Raw genomic sequence first — 15,600 nt, 5'->3', positions numbered from 1 at the left:
AAACCGGGGGCGCAAGTCTGTCCTGCGCTGCACGCAATTGACGCCTGGCGGAGTGAGTGCGTACTTTTTCGAGGTCCGCGCGCTTGCCGGTGCGTCGATGCGCCTTCCGCCCTCCCACTTTCTTTCCCTCCGCCTTCACCGGATGAATCAGATACTGACCCTCGTCGCGCCGGTTTTCGGGCTCATCGGGCTTGGCTGGTTCGTCGCAAGAACACGGCTGCTGCCCGAAAGCACGGCGATCGGCGTGTCGGACTTCGTCGCGACACTCGCCATTCCGGCGCTGATTTTCCGCACCCTGTCGGAGGGCAGCGTTCCCGAGGCCAGCCCATGGAGCTACTGGGCGGCGTATTTCCTGGGCGTTGCCATTGTGTGGCTGCTGGCGATGGCGCTGGCGCGCCGGTTGTTCGAGGCGAGCGGAACCGAAACCGTGATATGCGGCTTCTCCGCCGCGCAGTCGAACACCGTGCAACTGGGTGTGCCGCTCATCGTGATGGTGTTCGGCGAGCCCGGCGCGCTGCCGATGTTCCTGCTGATCGCCGTGCATCTGCCCATCATCATGCTGGCGGCGGCCATCATGTTCTCCCGCGCCAACGGGGAAGGGCGCGGCTTCGGCATCGTGGCGACGCTGCGGGCGCTGGCGACGAACCCGATCATCATCGCGATCGTGCTCGGCGGCATCGTGCGCATCGCGCATATCCCGTTGCCGGGCCTTGTCGTGGACATCGTCGGGCAGCTCGCCGTGGCCGCGGCGCCCGTAACGCTCGTCGCGATGGGCATGGCCGTGGCGCGCTACGGCCTGCGGGGCAATCTCGGCCCGACAACGGTCATGACTGTGTTCAAGCTGGTCGTGCATCCGTTCGTAACCTGGATTCTCGCCTTTCACGTCTTCGCGATGCCGCCGGTTTTCGCCGCCGTGGCGGTGACCTTCGCGGCGTTGCCGACCGGCATCAATGCCTATCTGGTCGCGATCCGCTACAGATCCGGCGAGGCGTTGGCCTCAAACGCCATTTCGCTGACAACACTCGTTTCGGTCGTCACTATAACGTTCTGGCTATGGTTCATCGGCGCGGCGCCCGTGTAGGAGGCCTTGCGGACTTTCCGGAACGCGCGGGGAATATGTCGATTTTTGTCGTTCGCCGCGCCGGGGAGAAACGACTATTTTACATCTTCCGTTCAAGTTGTGGCGAGGGCGCGAAGTGTGCGTATCCCGGCCCTGCATCGGGACGGGAAGGGAATGTGAATTCGAGAATACGGCGCGCCCGACCCTTCGATCGTGTGACCCTCTGACCGGCGGCCGTTCTGGCCGCCGGATTTTTTTGTTCTTGGGGAATGTTTCGCGGAACTCGGGCTATACGGGTGAGAAAATCTTCAGGCCGACGATCCCGGAGACAATCAGCCCGACGCAGACGAGCCGCATCGTCGTCATCGGTTCGTGGAACAGCACCACGCCCAGAATGACGGTGCCGATCGCGCCGATTCCGGTCCAGATCGCATAGGCGGTGCCGACGGGCAGAACTTTCAGCGACCACGCCAGCAGCGCGAAGCTGACCGCCATCGCCGCCAGCGTGAGGAGCGAGGGCACAAGGCGGGTGAAACCTTCCGTATACTTGAGCCCGATCGCCCAGACGGTCTCGAACAGGCCCGCGACGAAGAGGGCGAGCCACGCAATTCCGGATTGTCCCATGAAGGGCCTCCAGTCAGTTCGTGGCGGGGTCGTCCCCGCCGGATTGAGGAGGCGTCGACATCGGGCGTCGAGGGCGGGGCCGTCCCCGCCGCGCCGTGACCGGCCGGAGCCCTCCCGCCGCTGGCGGAAGGCGATTGTCAGTGAATGCGCATGAACAGGCGGTCCCAGCGCACCGCCGACGGCCAATTCCATATCTGCCACGCGGGCGTTTCGTCGTCCAGCGAGAAGAATGTGATCTCGGCCCGGCCGATGAAGTGATCGAACGGCACATAGCCCATGGACGCGAGGTCGCGGGAATCGCTGGAGTTGTCGCGGTTGTCGCCCATCATGAAATAGTGCCCGTCCGGCACCTTGTAGACGAACGTGTTCGCCCAGTAGCTTGCCGCGCCCTCGCGCTCAATGATGAGGTGGCTGCGGCCGCCGGGGAGCGTTTCGCGGTAGAGCGGCACGTTCAGCGGCCGGCCCCACTGATCGGCGTCGGGATAGGTGCCGATCCGCTCGCGTTCGACCGGCTTGCCGTTGATGACGAGCACGTTGTCGACCATCTGGATGGTGTCGCCGGGCAGGCCGATCACCCGCTTGACATAATCGGTGCCGTCGTTCTTCGGCGAGGCGAAGACGGCGATATCGCCGCGCTGCGGTTCCGCGCTCCAGATCCGCCCCTCGAACGGGACGATGCCCCACGGGAAGGAATAGCGCGAATAGCCGTAGGCATATTTCGACACGAACAGATAGTCGCCGATCAGAAGCGTGGGGATGAGCGACCCGGAGGGGATGCTGAACGGCTGGAACAGGAAGGTGCGGATCACGAGTGCGATCAGTATCGCCTGGGCGACCACCTTGACCGAGTCGCCGATGCCGCCTTTTCCGCGTTTCGGTGCGTTGCTGTCGTCCCGCTGCTGCGTACCGTCGTCGGATGAGGCGTTCATGACATGCTCCGTGCGTGGGCCTCCTGAATAGGAGATGGATGCCGATGCGGGCAAGCGCTTTGTGGGCGTCACGCTCCCTGCCGGTCGCGCGAGGCTGCCGTGCGCGAAACGCAGCTTGACGGTCGATGGCCTCATTTATATAGTTAGTCTAACTAATATTATGAGGCGGCGAAAGACGTTTTCCTGTCTTGCTGCGGTCGCGGCGTGCACCCCGAGAGTATATCCACCATGCCATCCGAGCGTCTTGAGGACGAGGCGGCGGCCATCGCCGATCTGCTGCGCCCGGCCATCCTGCGGCTCAACCGCGACCTGCGCCGGGAGACGCGGGGAGCGGTGGGCCTGTCGCCGTTCCAGACGCTGCTTCTGGGCACGCTCCAGCGTGAGCCCGGCATCGGCGTCAACGAGCTGGCGGCGCGCGAGCGCATCACGCCGCCAAGCATGAGCGCGCATATAAAGCAGCTCGAAACGGCGGGCCTGCTGCGGCGCATCGAGGGCGCGCACGACGACCGCCGGCGGGTGGGCCTTGCGATCACCGGGGAAGGCGAGCGCGTGCTCGACGAGGTCAAACGCCTGCGCACCGCCTGGCTCGCCGCCCGCATCGCGCAACTGACGGACCAGGAACGCAAGCGCATCCAGCTGGCAATCGAGCCGCTGATCAGACTGAGCGAGTTGCCCCCATCATGACTTCCGCTGCAAAGCCTGGCCTGATCGAGCGGGTCGCCCGCTCGCGCTTCATCGTACCCTATATCGTGGGCTTCGCGCTGTTCATGCAGATGCTCGACTCGACGGTGATCGCGATGGCCCTGCCGGACATGGCGCGGTCGCTGAACGCCGATCCCGTGCGGCTCAATATCGCGATCACGTCCTACCTGCTCAGCGTGTCGGTGTTCATTCCCGTGAGCGGCTGGGTGGCGGACAGGTTCGGCGCGCGCAACGTGTTCGTCGCGGCGATCGTGCTGTTCACGGTCAGCTCCGTCTTCTGCGGCCTTGCGGGCTCGCTCGGCGAACTCGTCGCCGCGCGGCTTGCGCAAGGCGTGGCGGGGGCGATGATGGTGCCGGTGGGGCGCATCGTCATGCTGCGCTCCGTCAGCAAGGCCGATCTCATGCAGGCGACGACCTATCTCACGTTGCCCGCGCTGCTCGGCCCGGTGCTCGGCCCGCCGGTCGGCGGCTTCATCACCACCTTCGGCTCCTGGCGGTGGATATTCCTGATGAACGTGCCGGTGGGCGTGATCGGCGTCGTGCTGGCGCTGACGTTCATCAGGAACACGCGCGAGGACGGCGTGCCGCCGCTCGACGTGCGCGGCTTCGTGCTGACGGGCGTGGCGCTGGCGTGTCTCGTGCTTGGCTTCGAGACGCTCGGCCACGGCGCGATCTCGTGGCAGTTCAGCACGCTCGTGCTGCTGGTAGGGCTGGTGTGCGCGCTGCTTTATGTCCACCACGCGCGCCGCACGCTCCACCCCGTCGTGGACTTCGGGCTGATGCGGATACGGACGTTCAGGGCCTCCATCGTGGGTGGCAATCTGTGCCGGTTCGATGTGGGGGCGGCGCCCTTCCTGATGGCGCTGCTGCTGCAGGTCGTGATGGGCATGTCGCCGTTCGCGGCGGGGATGATCACCTTTACCGGAGCGACGGGGGCGATCATGGCCAAAATCCTGATCACACCGGTTTTCCGGCGCTTCGGCTTCCGGCTGGTGCTGACCGCCAACGCCGTGATGGTGGCGCTGACGATCGTCGCATGCGCGGCGCTGACGCCGCTCACGCCACAATCCGTCATCATGATCGTGCTGTTTGTCGGCGGCATGTTCCGCTCCCTTCAGCTCACGGGGGTGAATGCGCTGGTCTATGCCGATATCCCGCCGGAGCGCATGAGCAGCGCCAACACATTGTCGAGCATGCTGCAGCAGGTGGCATTCAGCATGGGCGTCAGCATCGCGGCGCTTGCCATCCAGGCGAGCATGGCGGCGCGCGGCGCGGCGACGATATCCATTGTCGACATCAGGGCCGGCTTCATCGTGCTGGCGCTGCTTGCGGCGGCCTCCACCATATCGTTCCTGCGCCTTCCGCCGCGGGCCGGCGAGGAGGTAAGCCGCGGGCGGACCGGCGCCATGGAGGCTTCCGTTTCCGACGGCCATGCGTGAATTCCTGCGTGAATTCACGCGCGAGTTTCTGTTGACAGGCGCTGGCGGGCGGACTTTCCTCGACGGAGGCGAGGTCCGGCCGGGTGCCGGGCTTCGGGAACTCCATTCAGGCAGGTATTCATGACGACGCATCCGCAGGACCTTTCCCCCTCGATCGATCCGGTGAAGCTCGACAGGCTGGCGGAGGTTGCCATCCGGGTCGGGCTGCAACTGCAGGCAGGGCAGGACCTGCTCGTGACGGCACCGGTGGCGGCGCTGCCGCTCGTGCGCCGCATCGCCTTCCATGCCTATTCGGCGGGTGCCGGGCTGGTGACGCCGTTCTTTTCCGACGAGGAACTGACGCTTGCCCGCTACCGCTTCGCCGCCGATCCCGGGTTCGACCGCGCGGCGGGCTGGCTCTATGAGGGCATGGCGAAGGCGTTTTCGGCCAACACGGCCCGGCTCGCCATCGTCGGCGACGACCCGATGCTGCTCTCGAACGAGGACCCCGTGAAGGTAGCGCGCGCCAGCAAGGCCAATTCGGTCGCCTATCAGCCGGCGCTGGAGAAGATCGCGGGTTTCGACATCAACTGGAACATCGTCGCTTATCCCGGGCTCTCCTGGGCGCGGCAGGTCTTTCCGGACGACGCGCAGGACGTCGCGGTGCGGAAGCTGTCGGATGCGATCTTCGCCGCCTCGCGCGTCGACGGCGACGATCCGGTGGGCGCTTGGGCGGCCCACAACGCGGCGCTGCACCGCCGCTCGGCGTGGCTGAACGCCCAGCGCTTCCACGCGCTGCATTTCACCGGGCCGGAAACGGACCTCACGATCGGCCTCGCCGACGGCCACGAATGGCACGGCGGCGCCTCGACGGCGAAGAACGGCATCACCTGCAACGCCAACATCCCCACCGAGGAGGTGTTCACCACGCCGCATGCCGCGCGCGTGGAGGGATACGTGGCGAGCACCAAGCCGCTCTCGCATCAGGGCACGCTGATCGACAACATCCGCGTGCGCTTCGAGGCGGGCCGGATCGTGGAAGCGAAGGCCTCGCGCGGCGAGGAGGTGCTCAACCGGGTGCTGGACACCGACGAGGGCGCGCGCCGGCTGGGGGAGGTCGCGCTGGTGCCGCATTCGTCGCCGATCTCGAAGAGCGGCATCCTGTTCTTCAACACGCTGTTCGACGAGAACGCCTCCTGCCACATTGCGCTCGGCCAGTGCTACGCCAAGTGCTTCGTCGATGGCGCGAAGCTGACGCCGGAAGAGATCGCGGCGCGCGGCGGCAACAAGAGCTTCATCCACATTGACTGGATGATCGGTTCGGACGAGGTCGACATCGACGGCGTGCATGCCGACGGCCGCCGCGTGCCGGTGTTCCGGAAAGGCGAATGGGCCCGGCCGGAAGAGGTCTGACCATGACCGGCGACTTCAGGATCGAAAGGGACGCGGGCGGGGACTTCGTCCTCGACCCTGCGGTGCTTGCCGCCCGCTTCCGCCTGTCCGTCGCGGATTTCCGCCGCAACATGGCGCTCGGCCATATCACGAGCATGGTCGAGGCGGGGCAGGGGGAGGACGCGGGACGATTTCGCCTGACGCTGCGCTTTGGCAACCGGGTCTGGCGGGCCGTGGTCGATACTTCTGGCAGGGTTGCCGACGAGACGCTGGGCTTCACCAGTCCGGTTCGCGGCATCCGGGCGGCGGCGACCTGTTCCGCGTCTGCACGAAAACCCTAATAATTCCTTCACAGTGAAGGTGTTATAGAATGAATTGATCGTTCGGGACGTCTCGTTCCCGGAAATCCCTCAAGACAAGGCGGCGGAAGAGATGGCGATAACGCAAGTGGATTATCTCCTGCTGGGGGGCGGCCTCGCCAGCGCAACCGCCGCCGAGACCCTTCGACATGAAGGCGCCAAGGGAAAAATCCTGATCCTCTCCGAGGAAAGCATCTCGCCCTACTATCGCCCGTTCCTGTCCAAGGAATATCTGGTGCAGGAACAGGATCCCTCGAAACTGCAGATATTCCCCGAGAAGTTCTACGCGGAGCAGGACATCCTGCTGGCGCTGAACACCACGGCGGTGACGCTCAACGCTTCGGGCAAGTTCATCGTCACGAATACCGGGCAGGTGATCGGCTATGACAAGCTGCTGATCGCCACGGGAGCGAAGCCGAAGCCGCTGCGCATCCCCGGCTGGGAGCGGGCGGGCGTCTTCTGGCTGCGCCGGCGCAGCGAGGGCGAGGCCATCCGTCGCGCGGCGGCGAAGGCGAAGACCGCCGTCGTCATGGGCGGCAGCTTCCTCGGCATGGAAATCGCCATGTCGCTTCACCACCTCGGCCTCAAGGTCACGGTGGTGGAACGCGGCGACAAGGTGCTGACCCACCTCGAATCGGCGCAATTGTCGGCCTACTTCCGCGCCTTCGCGGAGTCGAAAGGGCTGACCTTCCATTTCTATGACGAGGTCGTCAGCATCGAGGGCGACGAGCACGTGCAATCGGTCGTCACCCGCGAGGGCCGCACCATCCCGGCCGAGATGGTGATCGCCAGCATCGGCGTCGACCCGGCGACATCCTTCCTGCGCGGCACCGACATCGCGTTGGAGAACGGCCGCGTGCTGGTGAACGAGTTCATGGCGACCAACGTCCCCGGCATCTATTCCGCCGGCGACGTCACCACCTTCTACGATCCCGTTTTCCGCTCGAAGCGCCACATCGAGCATGCCGACAACGCCATGCGGCAGGGGCGCATCGCGGCGCGCAACATGCTGGGCAAGCGCCAGCGCTACGAACAGGTGTCGTACTTCTTCTGCGAGGTTGGGGAACTCAGCTTCAGCGCGCTCGGCGTCTCGGAGGAGGCGGACGAATGGATCGAGCGCGGAAGCCTCGATGCGCGCTCCTACTCGTTGTTCTATCTCCGCAACGGCGTGGTGCAGGGCTATTTCTCCATGGGTCGCCCCGCGAGCGAGACGCGCACGGCCGAGGGGCTGATCCGCTATCGCGTCAACGTCGCGGACCGCAAGGAGCGCATCGCGGACGCCTCCGTCGCGCTCGACGACATTCCCACCCAGAACGTGTTCGTGCTGCAGGGCGGCGGCGCGCTCGGCGCTTTCGAGACGGGCGTGATCAAGGGGCTTGAGGAACACGGCATCTATCCGGACATCGTGGCGGGCGTGTCCATCGGCGCGATCAACGGCGCGGTGATCGCCGGCAATCCGAAAAATCCGACCCGCGCGCTGGAGGCGTTCTGGAAGGACCTTACCGTGGACGCGCCGCACCTCCTGCCGGACGACGCGCGCCGCACGGCGGTGTCGCTGCAGATTCTGGCTTTCGGCGTGCCGAGCTTTTTCCGCCCGCGCTGGCTGCCGCCCGTGTACGACCCGATGACGCTGCCCTTCAACTGGACGAGCTACTACGACACGTCGCCGATGAAGTCCCTGCTGCGCAAGTATGTGGATTTCTCCGCACTGAAGGACAGCCCGGTGCGGCTGCTCGTGAGCGCCGTCAACGTCAACACCGCCGAGCTGGAAATCTTCGACAGCTACGTGGACGACATGACGCCGGACCATATCCTCGCCAGCGGCAGTCTGCCTCCGAGCTTTCCGTGGACGGAGATCGACGGAAAAGCGTATTGGGACGGCGGCATCATCAGCAATTCGCCGCTCGATATCGTTCTCGACCGCTGCGGCCCGGACGGCAAGCGCGTCTACGCTGTCGATCTGTTCGCGTCCAGCAAGCCCTTGCCGCAAAACATGATGGAAGTGCGCTCGCGCCTGAGCGAGATCATCTATTCGGAGCGGGTGCGCAACGACATCCGCATCCGTGAGGTTGTCAGCGCCTATCGCGGGCTCATCGAACACGTGCTCAGCCACGTGGAGGAGGAAACCGCCGCCCGCATCCGCCAGCGCCCCTACTACATCCAGCTCATGGGCGACGGCGCGCCGATGAAGATCATCCGTTTCCTGCGCGTCGGCACGCCCGGCGAACCGTCCTCGCGCGACTACGACTTCTCCGACATGGGCATCCGCGCGAACCAGAAAGAAGGCTACGAACTGGTCATCAGGACGCTTCAGGAACTGCGCCAGCAGGAAGAGGGCGACGAGATACCGGTATCCATCGCCGCGAAATAAGGTTTTGTGCCGCCTTTTATTGTGTCTGCAAAATTATGCCGGCAGCATGTTGACTTGACACACAATTGTTAAGTCGCCGTTTTAAGAGAATAAACGAGACGACGTCTCTGCCCGGCTGTCCGGCCAGCCAGTTTATAATAACTATAAGCTGGCCGTCTGCGGGTGTGTGTATGCCGTAACCGGGCGCCGACAAGCGGCGCGCCGGATTCGGGGCGCGCAACACATAATGTGAGATGGATCATGGCTGGATATGCCAAGCCTGCCGTCGCTGCCCGGGCATTCGGGCTCGTGGCGGCGATATGCTTTTCTGTGTTTTCTTTCGTGACGGTTCTGGCTGTCGGGGAGGTCCGTGCAGAGCCGATACGTGGCGCGGGGTCGACTTTCGCCGCGCCCGTCATCGCCCGCTGGGCGCGGGCCTACAGCGAGGCGCGCGCTGACGGCGGCGACTTCGTTTCTCCCGACTGGACGGTCGATTACGAACTGGTTGGGTCGCTCGCGGGCCTCATGCGCCTTGAGCAGCCCGAACTCGATTTCGCCGCGAGCGACGTGCCCGTCGAGCCCGAGGAGCTTGCGCGGCGCGGCCACCAGCAGTTTCCGTTCGTCCTGGGCGGCATCGCCGTCGTCGTCAACCTCGACGGCGTGAGGGTGGGCGAGCTGCGCCTGCCTGGGCCGGTGCTGGCGGACATCTATCTGGGCCGGGTGACGACGTGGAAAGACCCGGGCATCGCGGCGGCCAATCCGGGGCTCGGCCTGCCCGATCTGCCGATCACCGTCGTTTACCGCAAGGACGGCTCGGGCTCGACCTTCGCCTTCACCGAATACCTGTCGGCGGTCAGCCCGGAATGGCGCGAGCGCCTGGGCGCGGATACGCTGATCGCCTGGCCGGCCGGCAAGGGCGCTGAAGGCACGCAGGACCTTATCCGCAGCGTGCAGGCGACCAAGGGCGCCATCGCCTATGCCGAGTTCGGGCAGGTCGCGCGTACGAGCATGCCCTTCGCGTCCATCGAGAACGCTTCCGGCCGCTTCGTCGCGCCCGGGCACGAGGGCTTCCAGGCTGCCATCGACTCCGTCGACTGGTCGCAGACGCGGGACTTCTACGCGGCGCTGACCAACCGTACCGGCGAGAACGCCTATCCGATCACGGCCGCGACCTTCGCGATCGTGCCGGTCGCCCGGCGTTCGGCGGGCCGCTATGGCCGCGTGCATGACTTCTTCCGCCTTGCCTTCGACAAGGGCGGCGAGGATGCGCGCGCGCTCGGCTACGTGCCGCTTCCGGCGCCGCTCGTGGAGCGGATCAAGCAATACTGGGTCGAGGAACTGCGCACGCGAAGCTGATCGCGGTGCCTTCTGGGGATGGCGTAACTATGGATATTGATATCTTCAAGGACATTCTTGTCCCTGTCATCGGCGGCCTCGGGCTGTTCATGCTGGGCCTCGAATTCATGTCGAACGGCATTCAGGCCCTTTCCGTCAACAGGATGCGCGAGTTCCTCGCCAAGGCCGCGGGTACGCCGATCAAGGGCGTCATGGCGGGTACGCTGATCACGGGCGTCATCCAGTCGTCCACGGCGATGACGGTGATGGTGGTCGGTCTCGTCAACGCCGGCGTCGTCGCGCTGCGACCCGCCATCAGCGTGATCATGGGCGCCAACATCGGCACCACGCTCGGCAACGGCCTCATCGCGCTGCCGCTCGGGCCGCTTGGGCTCGTCTTCTCCGGCTTCTTCGCGCTCGTCTACTGCTTCTCGAAGAACGAGAAAGTGCGTAACATCGCGCTGTCGGCCATGGGCTTCGCGCTGATCTTCTACGGCCTCAACCTGATGACCGGCGGCCTGCGCCCCCTGCGCAACATGCCGGAAGTCATGGCGCTGCTTTCCACGCTGCAGGCCGACTCGTACATCAACCTCATCAAGTGCGTGTTGATCGCCGCCGGTATCACGGCGCTGATCCACTCCTCGTCGGCGACCATCGGCATCGTGATGGGCCTCGGCGCCGCCGGCATCCTGGACTGGAAGACGGCCGTCGCCTTCTCGCTCGGCGCGGATCTCGGCACCACGATCACCTCGTGGATGGCCTCGATCAACCTGTCCAAGAACGCCAAGCGTGCCGCTTACGCCCATATATCCTTCAATCTCATCGGCGTCTGTATCACGGTGCCGCTGTTCTTCGTCTCCATCGAGGTGCTGCGCTGGGGCATGCAGTGGTTCGGTGGCGATCCTGCGGTTCCGGTTCTGGTCGGCGGCAAGGAGACTTTCCCGCTGGTGCCGGTCGCGGTGGGTCTGTACTCGACGGTGTTCAACATCTTCAACACGCTGCTGCTTTTCCCCTTCGTGGGCGTGTTCGAACGTGTTCTCCTGCGTGTCGGCCATACGGACGACGAGGATGTAGAGGATTACTCCACGCCGAAGTTCCTCAACCGCGCTGTGGCTGACGACTTCGCCCGCGCCGTTCCCGCGGTGGAGCAGGAAACCGCCCGCCACCTGCAGGCCGGTGCCCTGTTCCTCGACATCGCGCGCGGCAAGAAGAACGCGCCGTCCGATCCGGGCGAGCACTACCTCGCGACGGATATCCTGAGCCGCGACATCCGCGCCTACACGGCGGCGCTGATGAAGGAGGATCTGCCCTACGAGCAGCTCGACCTCATCGCCAGCCTGATCGAGGAGGCGGACTTCACCGCCGCCCTTACCGAGTCGATGCATCAGGTGGCGCGCCGCGTGAAGCGTGAGAAGTTCTCGGACAAGGCGCAGGCGATCGTCGACGTCGCCCTCGACAAGCTCGACTACTCGCTGCGCGAGATCCTGCCCGACTACGGCATCGCCGATCCGCAGATGCCGGCAGGCCACGTCACGTTCCCCGGGGTCGATGAATTGCGTGCCCGCACGCTGGCGCTCGGCCCCAACGCCGGAGCGGGCGAACGCGGCACCATCCTCGCGCTGCTCGGCTCCATCGAGCGCGCGGAGCTGCTCATCCACCGCATCGACGCCGAACGCAAGTCCGTGAACCGGCAGAGCGTGCTGGCGCGCGCGGCCCGGCAGCAGGCCCCGACGCCCCGCGCGGACGAGGGCGGGCTGGCACCGGTGCCGGCCGAGTAAAACGGGCTTCCCGTTGCGCCGGAACATCGTGTAACGATCTTTCCCGCCGGGGGCGCACTCCGGCGGGAACAGTTTCGGCAGTCGCCTGTTGCCGCAGGATTTGATGCCACAACGACGATTGGAACGAACTGGGCGAGGCTTCGATGAGTGTCGGTCTGGTAGCACTTCTTGACGATATCGCGGCGCTGGCCAAGGTTGCCGCCGCTTCCCTCGACGATGTCGCCAGCCAGGCGGCACAGGCGGGCACCAAGGCGGCGGGCGTGGTTATCGACGATGCGGCGGTGACGCCGCGCTACGTCGTGGGCTTCGCCGCCGCGCGCGAGGTGCCCATCATCGGCAAGATCGCCATTGGCTCCCTGCGCAACAAGCTGCTGATCCTGCTGCCGGCGGCCCTCATCCTGAGCCTGCTGCTGCCGCAGGCCATCACGCCGCTGCTGATGATCGGCGGTCTTTATCTATGCTACGAGGGCGCCGAGAAGGTGTTCGAACTCGTCCTGCCGCACGCGGCCCACAGCCACGAGGCGGAGCTGGAGACGGTGGCCGTCGACGCCAGGACCTTCGAGGACCAGAAGGTCGCGAGCGCCATCAAGACCGACTTCATTCTCTCGGCCGAGATCATGGCCATCACGCTCGGCGCGGTGCCGAACGCCTCGCTCGGCATGCAGGCGATCGTCCTCGCCGTGGTCGGCGTCGGCATCACCATCGGCGTCTACGGCGCCGTCGCGCTGATCGTGAAGGCGGACGACTTCGGCCTGATGCTGTCGCGCTACAAGGCGCCTTCCACGCCCGGCAAGCTGATCCGGGGGCTGGGGCGCGGTATCGTGCAGGGCATGCCGTGGTTCCTGAAGGGCCTCGGAGTCGTCGGCACCGCCGCCATGATCTGGGTGGGCGGCGGCATCGTCCTGCACGGGTTCGAGCAGTTCGGCCTCGGCGGCGCCGCGCATCTGGTGCACGATTTCTCCGAGGCGGCGGAGCACGCGGCGGGGTCTGCTGTCGGCTGGCTCGCCGGCGCTGCGGGTTCGGGCGCGTTCGGCCTCGTTCTCGGCGGGCTCATGATTCCGATCATGAGCCATTGCGTTTCCCCTCTCTGGCGGCGCGCCAAGCTGCAGCTCAAGAGCGCCTGAGCCGCCCCGCTCCCCGCCGCATGTTCTCGCCGCGCGGCGCGCGGCCGCTCGCGGAGACTTCCGGGCCTCGTCTCAGTCGCGTCGTCCTGCCCGCCATGGACAAGGCCACGGTGCCGGTTTACAGCTTTTCCAATGTCCAGCGATTGCGGGACGCGGGACGGGGAGGTCGGCCGTGGAAGAGGCGCGCCACAAGCTTTCGATGAGTATCCTGATGACGCCCGACATGGCCAACTTTTCCGGCAATGTTCACGGCGGCCACATCCTGAAGTATCTCGATCAGGTCGCCTTTGCCTGCGCCAGCCGCTACGCGGGCAGCTATGTTGTGACGCTCTCCGTCGATCAGGTGATCTTTCGCCAGCCCATCCACGTCGGCGAACTGGTGACGTTCTATGCCGCCGTCAACTATACCGGCCGCACCTCGATGGAGATCGGCATCAAGGTGGTGACCGAGGACATGCGCGCCCGGAGCGTGCGTCACACCAACAGCTGCTACTTCACCATGGTCGCCGTCGACGAGAACGGCAAGGCGATCCCCGTGCCGCCTCGCGTGCCGCAGGGCACGGAGGAGCGCCAGCGCTACGAGGCTGCCATCCAGCGCCGCGCCCTGCGGCAGGAGATGGAGCAGCGCCACCAGCGCATCCGCGAATCCGTCAGCCACGGCCCGCACGAGGTGGCGCCGGTTTCCGACGAATAGCGCATCGGCAGGGACGCGGCGCGGCGGCCTTCAGACCTGCGTCGCGCCCCTTGCCCGCTTTCCCGTGTCGCTGCCCTCAGCCGGCCAGCATGGTGCCCTTTTCGCGCAGCCGGGCATGCCATCCCAGCGCTTCCTCGATGACATGCGGCGTCTGCCCGCCGCGCTTGAGGGCGCGGCCGAAGTAATCGTCGAGGGCGTCGCGGTAGCTCGCGTGGGCGCAGTGGTCGATGATCTCGCGCGCCCGCTCGCGCGGCGCCAGGCCGCGCAGATCGGCAAGACCCGCCTCGGTGACGATGATGTCCACGTCGTGTTCGGTGTGGTCGACATGGCTCGCGAACGGCACCACGCTCGAAACGGCGCCGCCCTTGGCGATGGACTTGGTGACGAACACCGACAGATAGGCATTGCGGGCGAAGTCTCCCGACCCCCCGATGCCGTTCATCATGTGCGTTCCGCCGACGTGGGTCGAGTTGATGTTGCCGTAGATGTCGACCTCCAGCGCCGTGTTGATGGCGATGATGCCGAGGCGGCGGATGATCTCCGGATGGTTGCTGACCTCCTGCGGGCGCAGGATGAGCCGCGACTTGTAATCGCCCAGGCGCGGCAGCACCCGGCCGTAGCACTCGCGCGACAGCGTGATCGACGAGCCGGAGGCGAAGCGGAGCTTGCCGGCGTCGAAGAGATCGAAGGTGCTGTCCTGCAGCACTTCGGAATACATGGTCAGGTCGTGGAAGGGCGTCTCGATGAAGCCGTGCAACACCGCGTTGGCGATGGAGCCGATGCCCGCCTGCAGCGGCTGCAGGGTGTTGGTGAGGCGGCCCCGCGCGACCTCGTTCTGCAGGAAGTCCGACAGATGGCTGGCGATGGCGCGGGTCTCGTCGTCGGGCGGCAGCACGGTGGAGGAGCTGTCGAGCTTCGTCGTCACCACGATGGCGACAATCTTTTCCGGCGGGATATCGATATACGGCACGCCGACGCGGCTTTCCGGCGTGACGACCGGGATGGGCTCGCGGTAGGGGCGGCGCTTGGGGATGTAGATGTCGTGCAGCCCCTCCAGCACGTCGGACTGCTCCAGGTTGATCTCGACGATGACCTTCTCGGCGAGGATGGCGAAGGAGGCCGAATTGCCGACCGAGGTGGTGGGCACGATGCCGCCGTTCTCCGTGATGGCCACCGCCTCGATCACGGCGACGTCGACCGGGCCGATCTGGTGCGTGCGCAGCAGCTCCACCGTTTCCGACAGGTGCTGGTCGACGAACATCACCTCGCCCTCGTTGATGAGCTTGCGAAGCGCGGGATCGGACTGGAAGGGCATGCGGCGCGCCAGCACGTGCGCTTCCGCCAGCGTCTTGTCGAGATCGTTGCCGAGCGAGGCGCCGGTGATCAGCGTGATCTTCAGCGGTTCCTCCTTCGCGCGGGCCGCGAGCGCCAGCGGTACGGCCTTGGCCTCGCCGGCGCGGGTAAAGCCGCTCATGCCCACAGTCATGCCGTCACGGATGTGGCGCGATGCTTCCAGCGCCGTCGTAACCTTGGACTGGAGGCCGGGATGGCGGATTCTCTCGCGATGCATAAGCGTGTCCTCGAAAACTGCGCGCGGTTTCGGTTGCCGTCTTTCCGGCAATGCCTGTCCACGTGGCAAATGAACGTCAGGGAACGGCCCGCCCGTGGCGTCGGGAAGGGGCCGTCCATCGTCATGACGGAGAGAGCCGTTCGTTGCCGCACGACTCACCCGCCAGCATATGTGGCGATATTCGATACGATCAACGGCGCGGGCGCGGTTTGGAACCTAGCAATTGGTTGTATGGGAAGGAAAAATGGAAATGCATTGCCGCTAA

The 15,600-nt window shown here is 65.7% G+C and carries 13 protein-coding genes; 10 read left to right on the top strand and 3 right to left on the bottom strand.

The window, feature by feature from the left end:
- Positions 1-142 precede the first annotated feature (142 nt).
- Positions 143-1,081, top strand: a complete 939-nt coding sequence (locus ACFFJ7_RS04620) for an AEC family transporter (protein ID WP_377590898.1) — start codon at positions 143-145, stop codon at positions 1,079-1,081.
- A gap of 267 nt (positions 1,082-1,348) precedes the next feature.
- Here the strand turns inward: ACFFJ7_RS04620 and sugE are convergent, their stop codons facing one another.
- The gene (sugE, locus tag ACFFJ7_RS04615) at positions 1,349-1,669 is read right to left on the bottom strand and encodes a quaternary ammonium compound efflux SMR transporter SugE (protein WP_166948849.1); all 321 of its coding nucleotides are present in this window, start codon (positions 1,667-1,669) and stop codon (positions 1,349-1,351) included.
- 152 nt (positions 1,670-1,821) lie between these two features.
- The gene (lepB, locus tag ACFFJ7_RS04610; protein ID WP_166947628.1) at positions 1,822-2,613 is read right to left on the bottom strand and encodes a signal peptidase I; all 792 of its coding nucleotides are present in this window, start codon (positions 2,611-2,613) and stop codon (positions 1,822-1,824) included.
- Positions 2,614-2,841: 228 nt separating this feature from the next.
- On the opposite strand from lepB, the gene ACFFJ7_RS04605 reads away from it, so the two are divergent.
- The 9 genes from ACFFJ7_RS04605 to ACFFJ7_RS04565 all read left to right on the top strand — a co-directional run bounded on the left by ACFFJ7_RS04605 (position 2,842) and on the right by ACFFJ7_RS04565 (position 13,765).
- A complete protein-coding gene (locus ACFFJ7_RS04605; protein ID WP_166947626.1) occupies positions 2,842-3,297 on the top strand; it encodes a MarR family winged helix-turn-helix transcriptional regulator in 456 nt (151 codons plus the stop codon).
- The gene (locus ACFFJ7_RS04600) at positions 3,294-4,754 is read left to right on the top strand and encodes a DHA2 family efflux MFS transporter permease subunit (RefSeq protein ID WP_377590897.1); all 1,461 of its coding nucleotides are present in this window, start codon (positions 3,294-3,296) and stop codon (positions 4,752-4,754) included. Before ACFFJ7_RS04605 ends, ACFFJ7_RS04600 begins: the two co-directional genes overlap by 4 nt.
- Positions 4,755-4,874: 120 nt before the next feature.
- The gene (locus ACFFJ7_RS04595) at positions 4,875-6,146 is read left to right on the top strand and encodes an aminopeptidase (protein ID WP_377590896.1); all 1,272 of its coding nucleotides are present in this window, start codon (positions 4,875-4,877) and stop codon (positions 6,144-6,146) included.
- A 2-nt stretch (positions 6,147-6,148) separates the two neighbouring features.
- The gene (locus tag ACFFJ7_RS04590; RefSeq protein WP_377590895.1) at positions 6,149-6,466 is read left to right on the top strand and encodes a DUF6522 family protein; all 318 of its coding nucleotides are present in this window, start codon (positions 6,149-6,151) and stop codon (positions 6,464-6,466) included.
- Between the two features lie 91 nt (positions 6,467-6,557).
- Positions 6,558-8,855, top strand: a complete 2,298-nt coding sequence (locus ACFFJ7_RS04585; RefSeq protein ID WP_377590894.1) for an FAD-dependent oxidoreductase — start codon at positions 6,558-6,560, stop codon at positions 8,853-8,855.
- Between the two features lie 240 nt (positions 8,856-9,095).
- Positions 9,096-10,190: a phosphate ABC transporter substrate-binding protein PstS gene (gene pstS, locus ACFFJ7_RS04580; protein ID WP_377590893.1), complete on the top strand. Its 1,095-nt coding sequence runs from the start codon at positions 9,096-9,098 to the stop codon at positions 10,188-10,190.
- A 29-nt stretch (positions 10,191-10,219) separates the two neighbouring features.
- On the top strand, positions 10,220-11,947 hold the full coding sequence (locus tag ACFFJ7_RS04575) for a Na/Pi cotransporter family protein (RefSeq protein WP_166947616.1): 1,728 nt from the start codon (positions 10,220-10,222) through the stop codon (positions 11,945-11,947).
- A gap of 143 nt (positions 11,948-12,090) precedes the next feature.
- Positions 12,091-13,071, top strand: a complete 981-nt coding sequence (locus tag ACFFJ7_RS04570; RefSeq protein WP_377590892.1) for a DUF808 domain-containing protein — start codon at positions 12,091-12,093, stop codon at positions 13,069-13,071.
- A gap of 199 nt (positions 13,072-13,270) precedes the next feature.
- Positions 13,271-13,765: an acyl-CoA thioesterase gene (locus ACFFJ7_RS04565; protein WP_166948847.1), complete on the top strand. Its 495-nt coding sequence runs from the start codon at positions 13,271-13,273 to the stop codon at positions 13,763-13,765.
- A gap of 76 nt (positions 13,766-13,841) precedes the next feature.
- On the opposite strand, the gene scpC is transcribed toward ACFFJ7_RS04565, so the two are convergent.
- Positions 13,842-15,335: a succinyl-CoA:acetate CoA-transferase ScpC gene (gene scpC / locus ACFFJ7_RS04560; protein ID WP_377590891.1), complete on the bottom strand. Its 1,494-nt coding sequence runs from the start codon at positions 15,333-15,335 to the stop codon at positions 13,842-13,844.
- Positions 15,336-15,600 lie beyond the last annotated feature (265 nt).

The sequence above is a fragment of the Pseudochelatococcus lubricantis genome, assembly GCF_042432495.1.
GTDB lineage: Bacteria > Pseudomonadota > Alphaproteobacteria > Rhizobiales > Beijerinckiaceae > Pseudochelatococcus > Pseudochelatococcus lubricantis.
The sequence above is the reverse complement of the archived record's forward strand: the minus strand, read 5'-3'. Positions and strand labels throughout refer to the sequence as shown.

Excerpts from the sequence above, each read along its gene's own strand:
- ACFFJ7_RS04620 (WP_377590898.1), top strand. The coding sequence starts at position 143 with ATGAATCAGATACTGACCCTCGTCGCGCCGGTTTTCGGGCTCATCGGG.
- lepB (WP_166947628.1), bottom strand. The coding sequence starts at position 2,613 with ATGAACGCCTCATCCGACGACGGTACGCAGCAGCGGGACGACAGCAAC.
- ACFFJ7_RS04605 (WP_166947626.1), top strand. The coding sequence starts at position 2,842 with ATGCCATCCGAGCGTCTTGAGGACGAGGCGGCGGCCATCGCCGATCTG.
- ACFFJ7_RS04600 (WP_377590897.1), top strand. The coding sequence starts at position 3,294 with ATGACTTCCGCTGCAAAGCCTGGCCTGATCGAGCGGGTCGCCCGCTCG.
- ACFFJ7_RS04595 (WP_377590896.1), top strand. The coding sequence starts at position 4,875 with ATGACGACGCATCCGCAGGACCTTTCCCCCTCGATCGATCCGGTGAAG.
- ACFFJ7_RS04590 (WP_377590895.1), top strand. The coding sequence starts at position 6,149 with ATGACCGGCGACTTCAGGATCGAAAGGGACGCGGGCGGGGACTTCGTC.
- ACFFJ7_RS04585 (WP_377590894.1), top strand. The coding sequence starts at position 6,558 with ATGGCGATAACGCAAGTGGATTATCTCCTGCTGGGGGGCGGCCTCGCC.
- pstS (WP_377590893.1), top strand. The coding sequence starts at position 9,096 with ATGGCTGGATATGCCAAGCCTGCCGTCGCTGCCCGGGCATTCGGGCTC.
- ACFFJ7_RS04575 (WP_166947616.1), top strand. The coding sequence starts at position 10,220 with ATGGATATTGATATCTTCAAGGACATTCTTGTCCCTGTCATCGGCGGC.
- ACFFJ7_RS04570 (WP_377590892.1), top strand. The coding sequence starts at position 12,091 with ATGAGTGTCGGTCTGGTAGCACTTCTTGACGATATCGCGGCGCTGGCC.
- ACFFJ7_RS04565 (WP_166948847.1), top strand. The coding sequence starts at position 13,271 with ATGAGTATCCTGATGACGCCCGACATGGCCAACTTTTCCGGCAATGTT.
- scpC (WP_377590891.1), bottom strand. The coding sequence starts at position 15,335 with ATGCATCGCGAGAGAATCCGCCATCCCGGCCTCCAGTCCAAGGTTACG.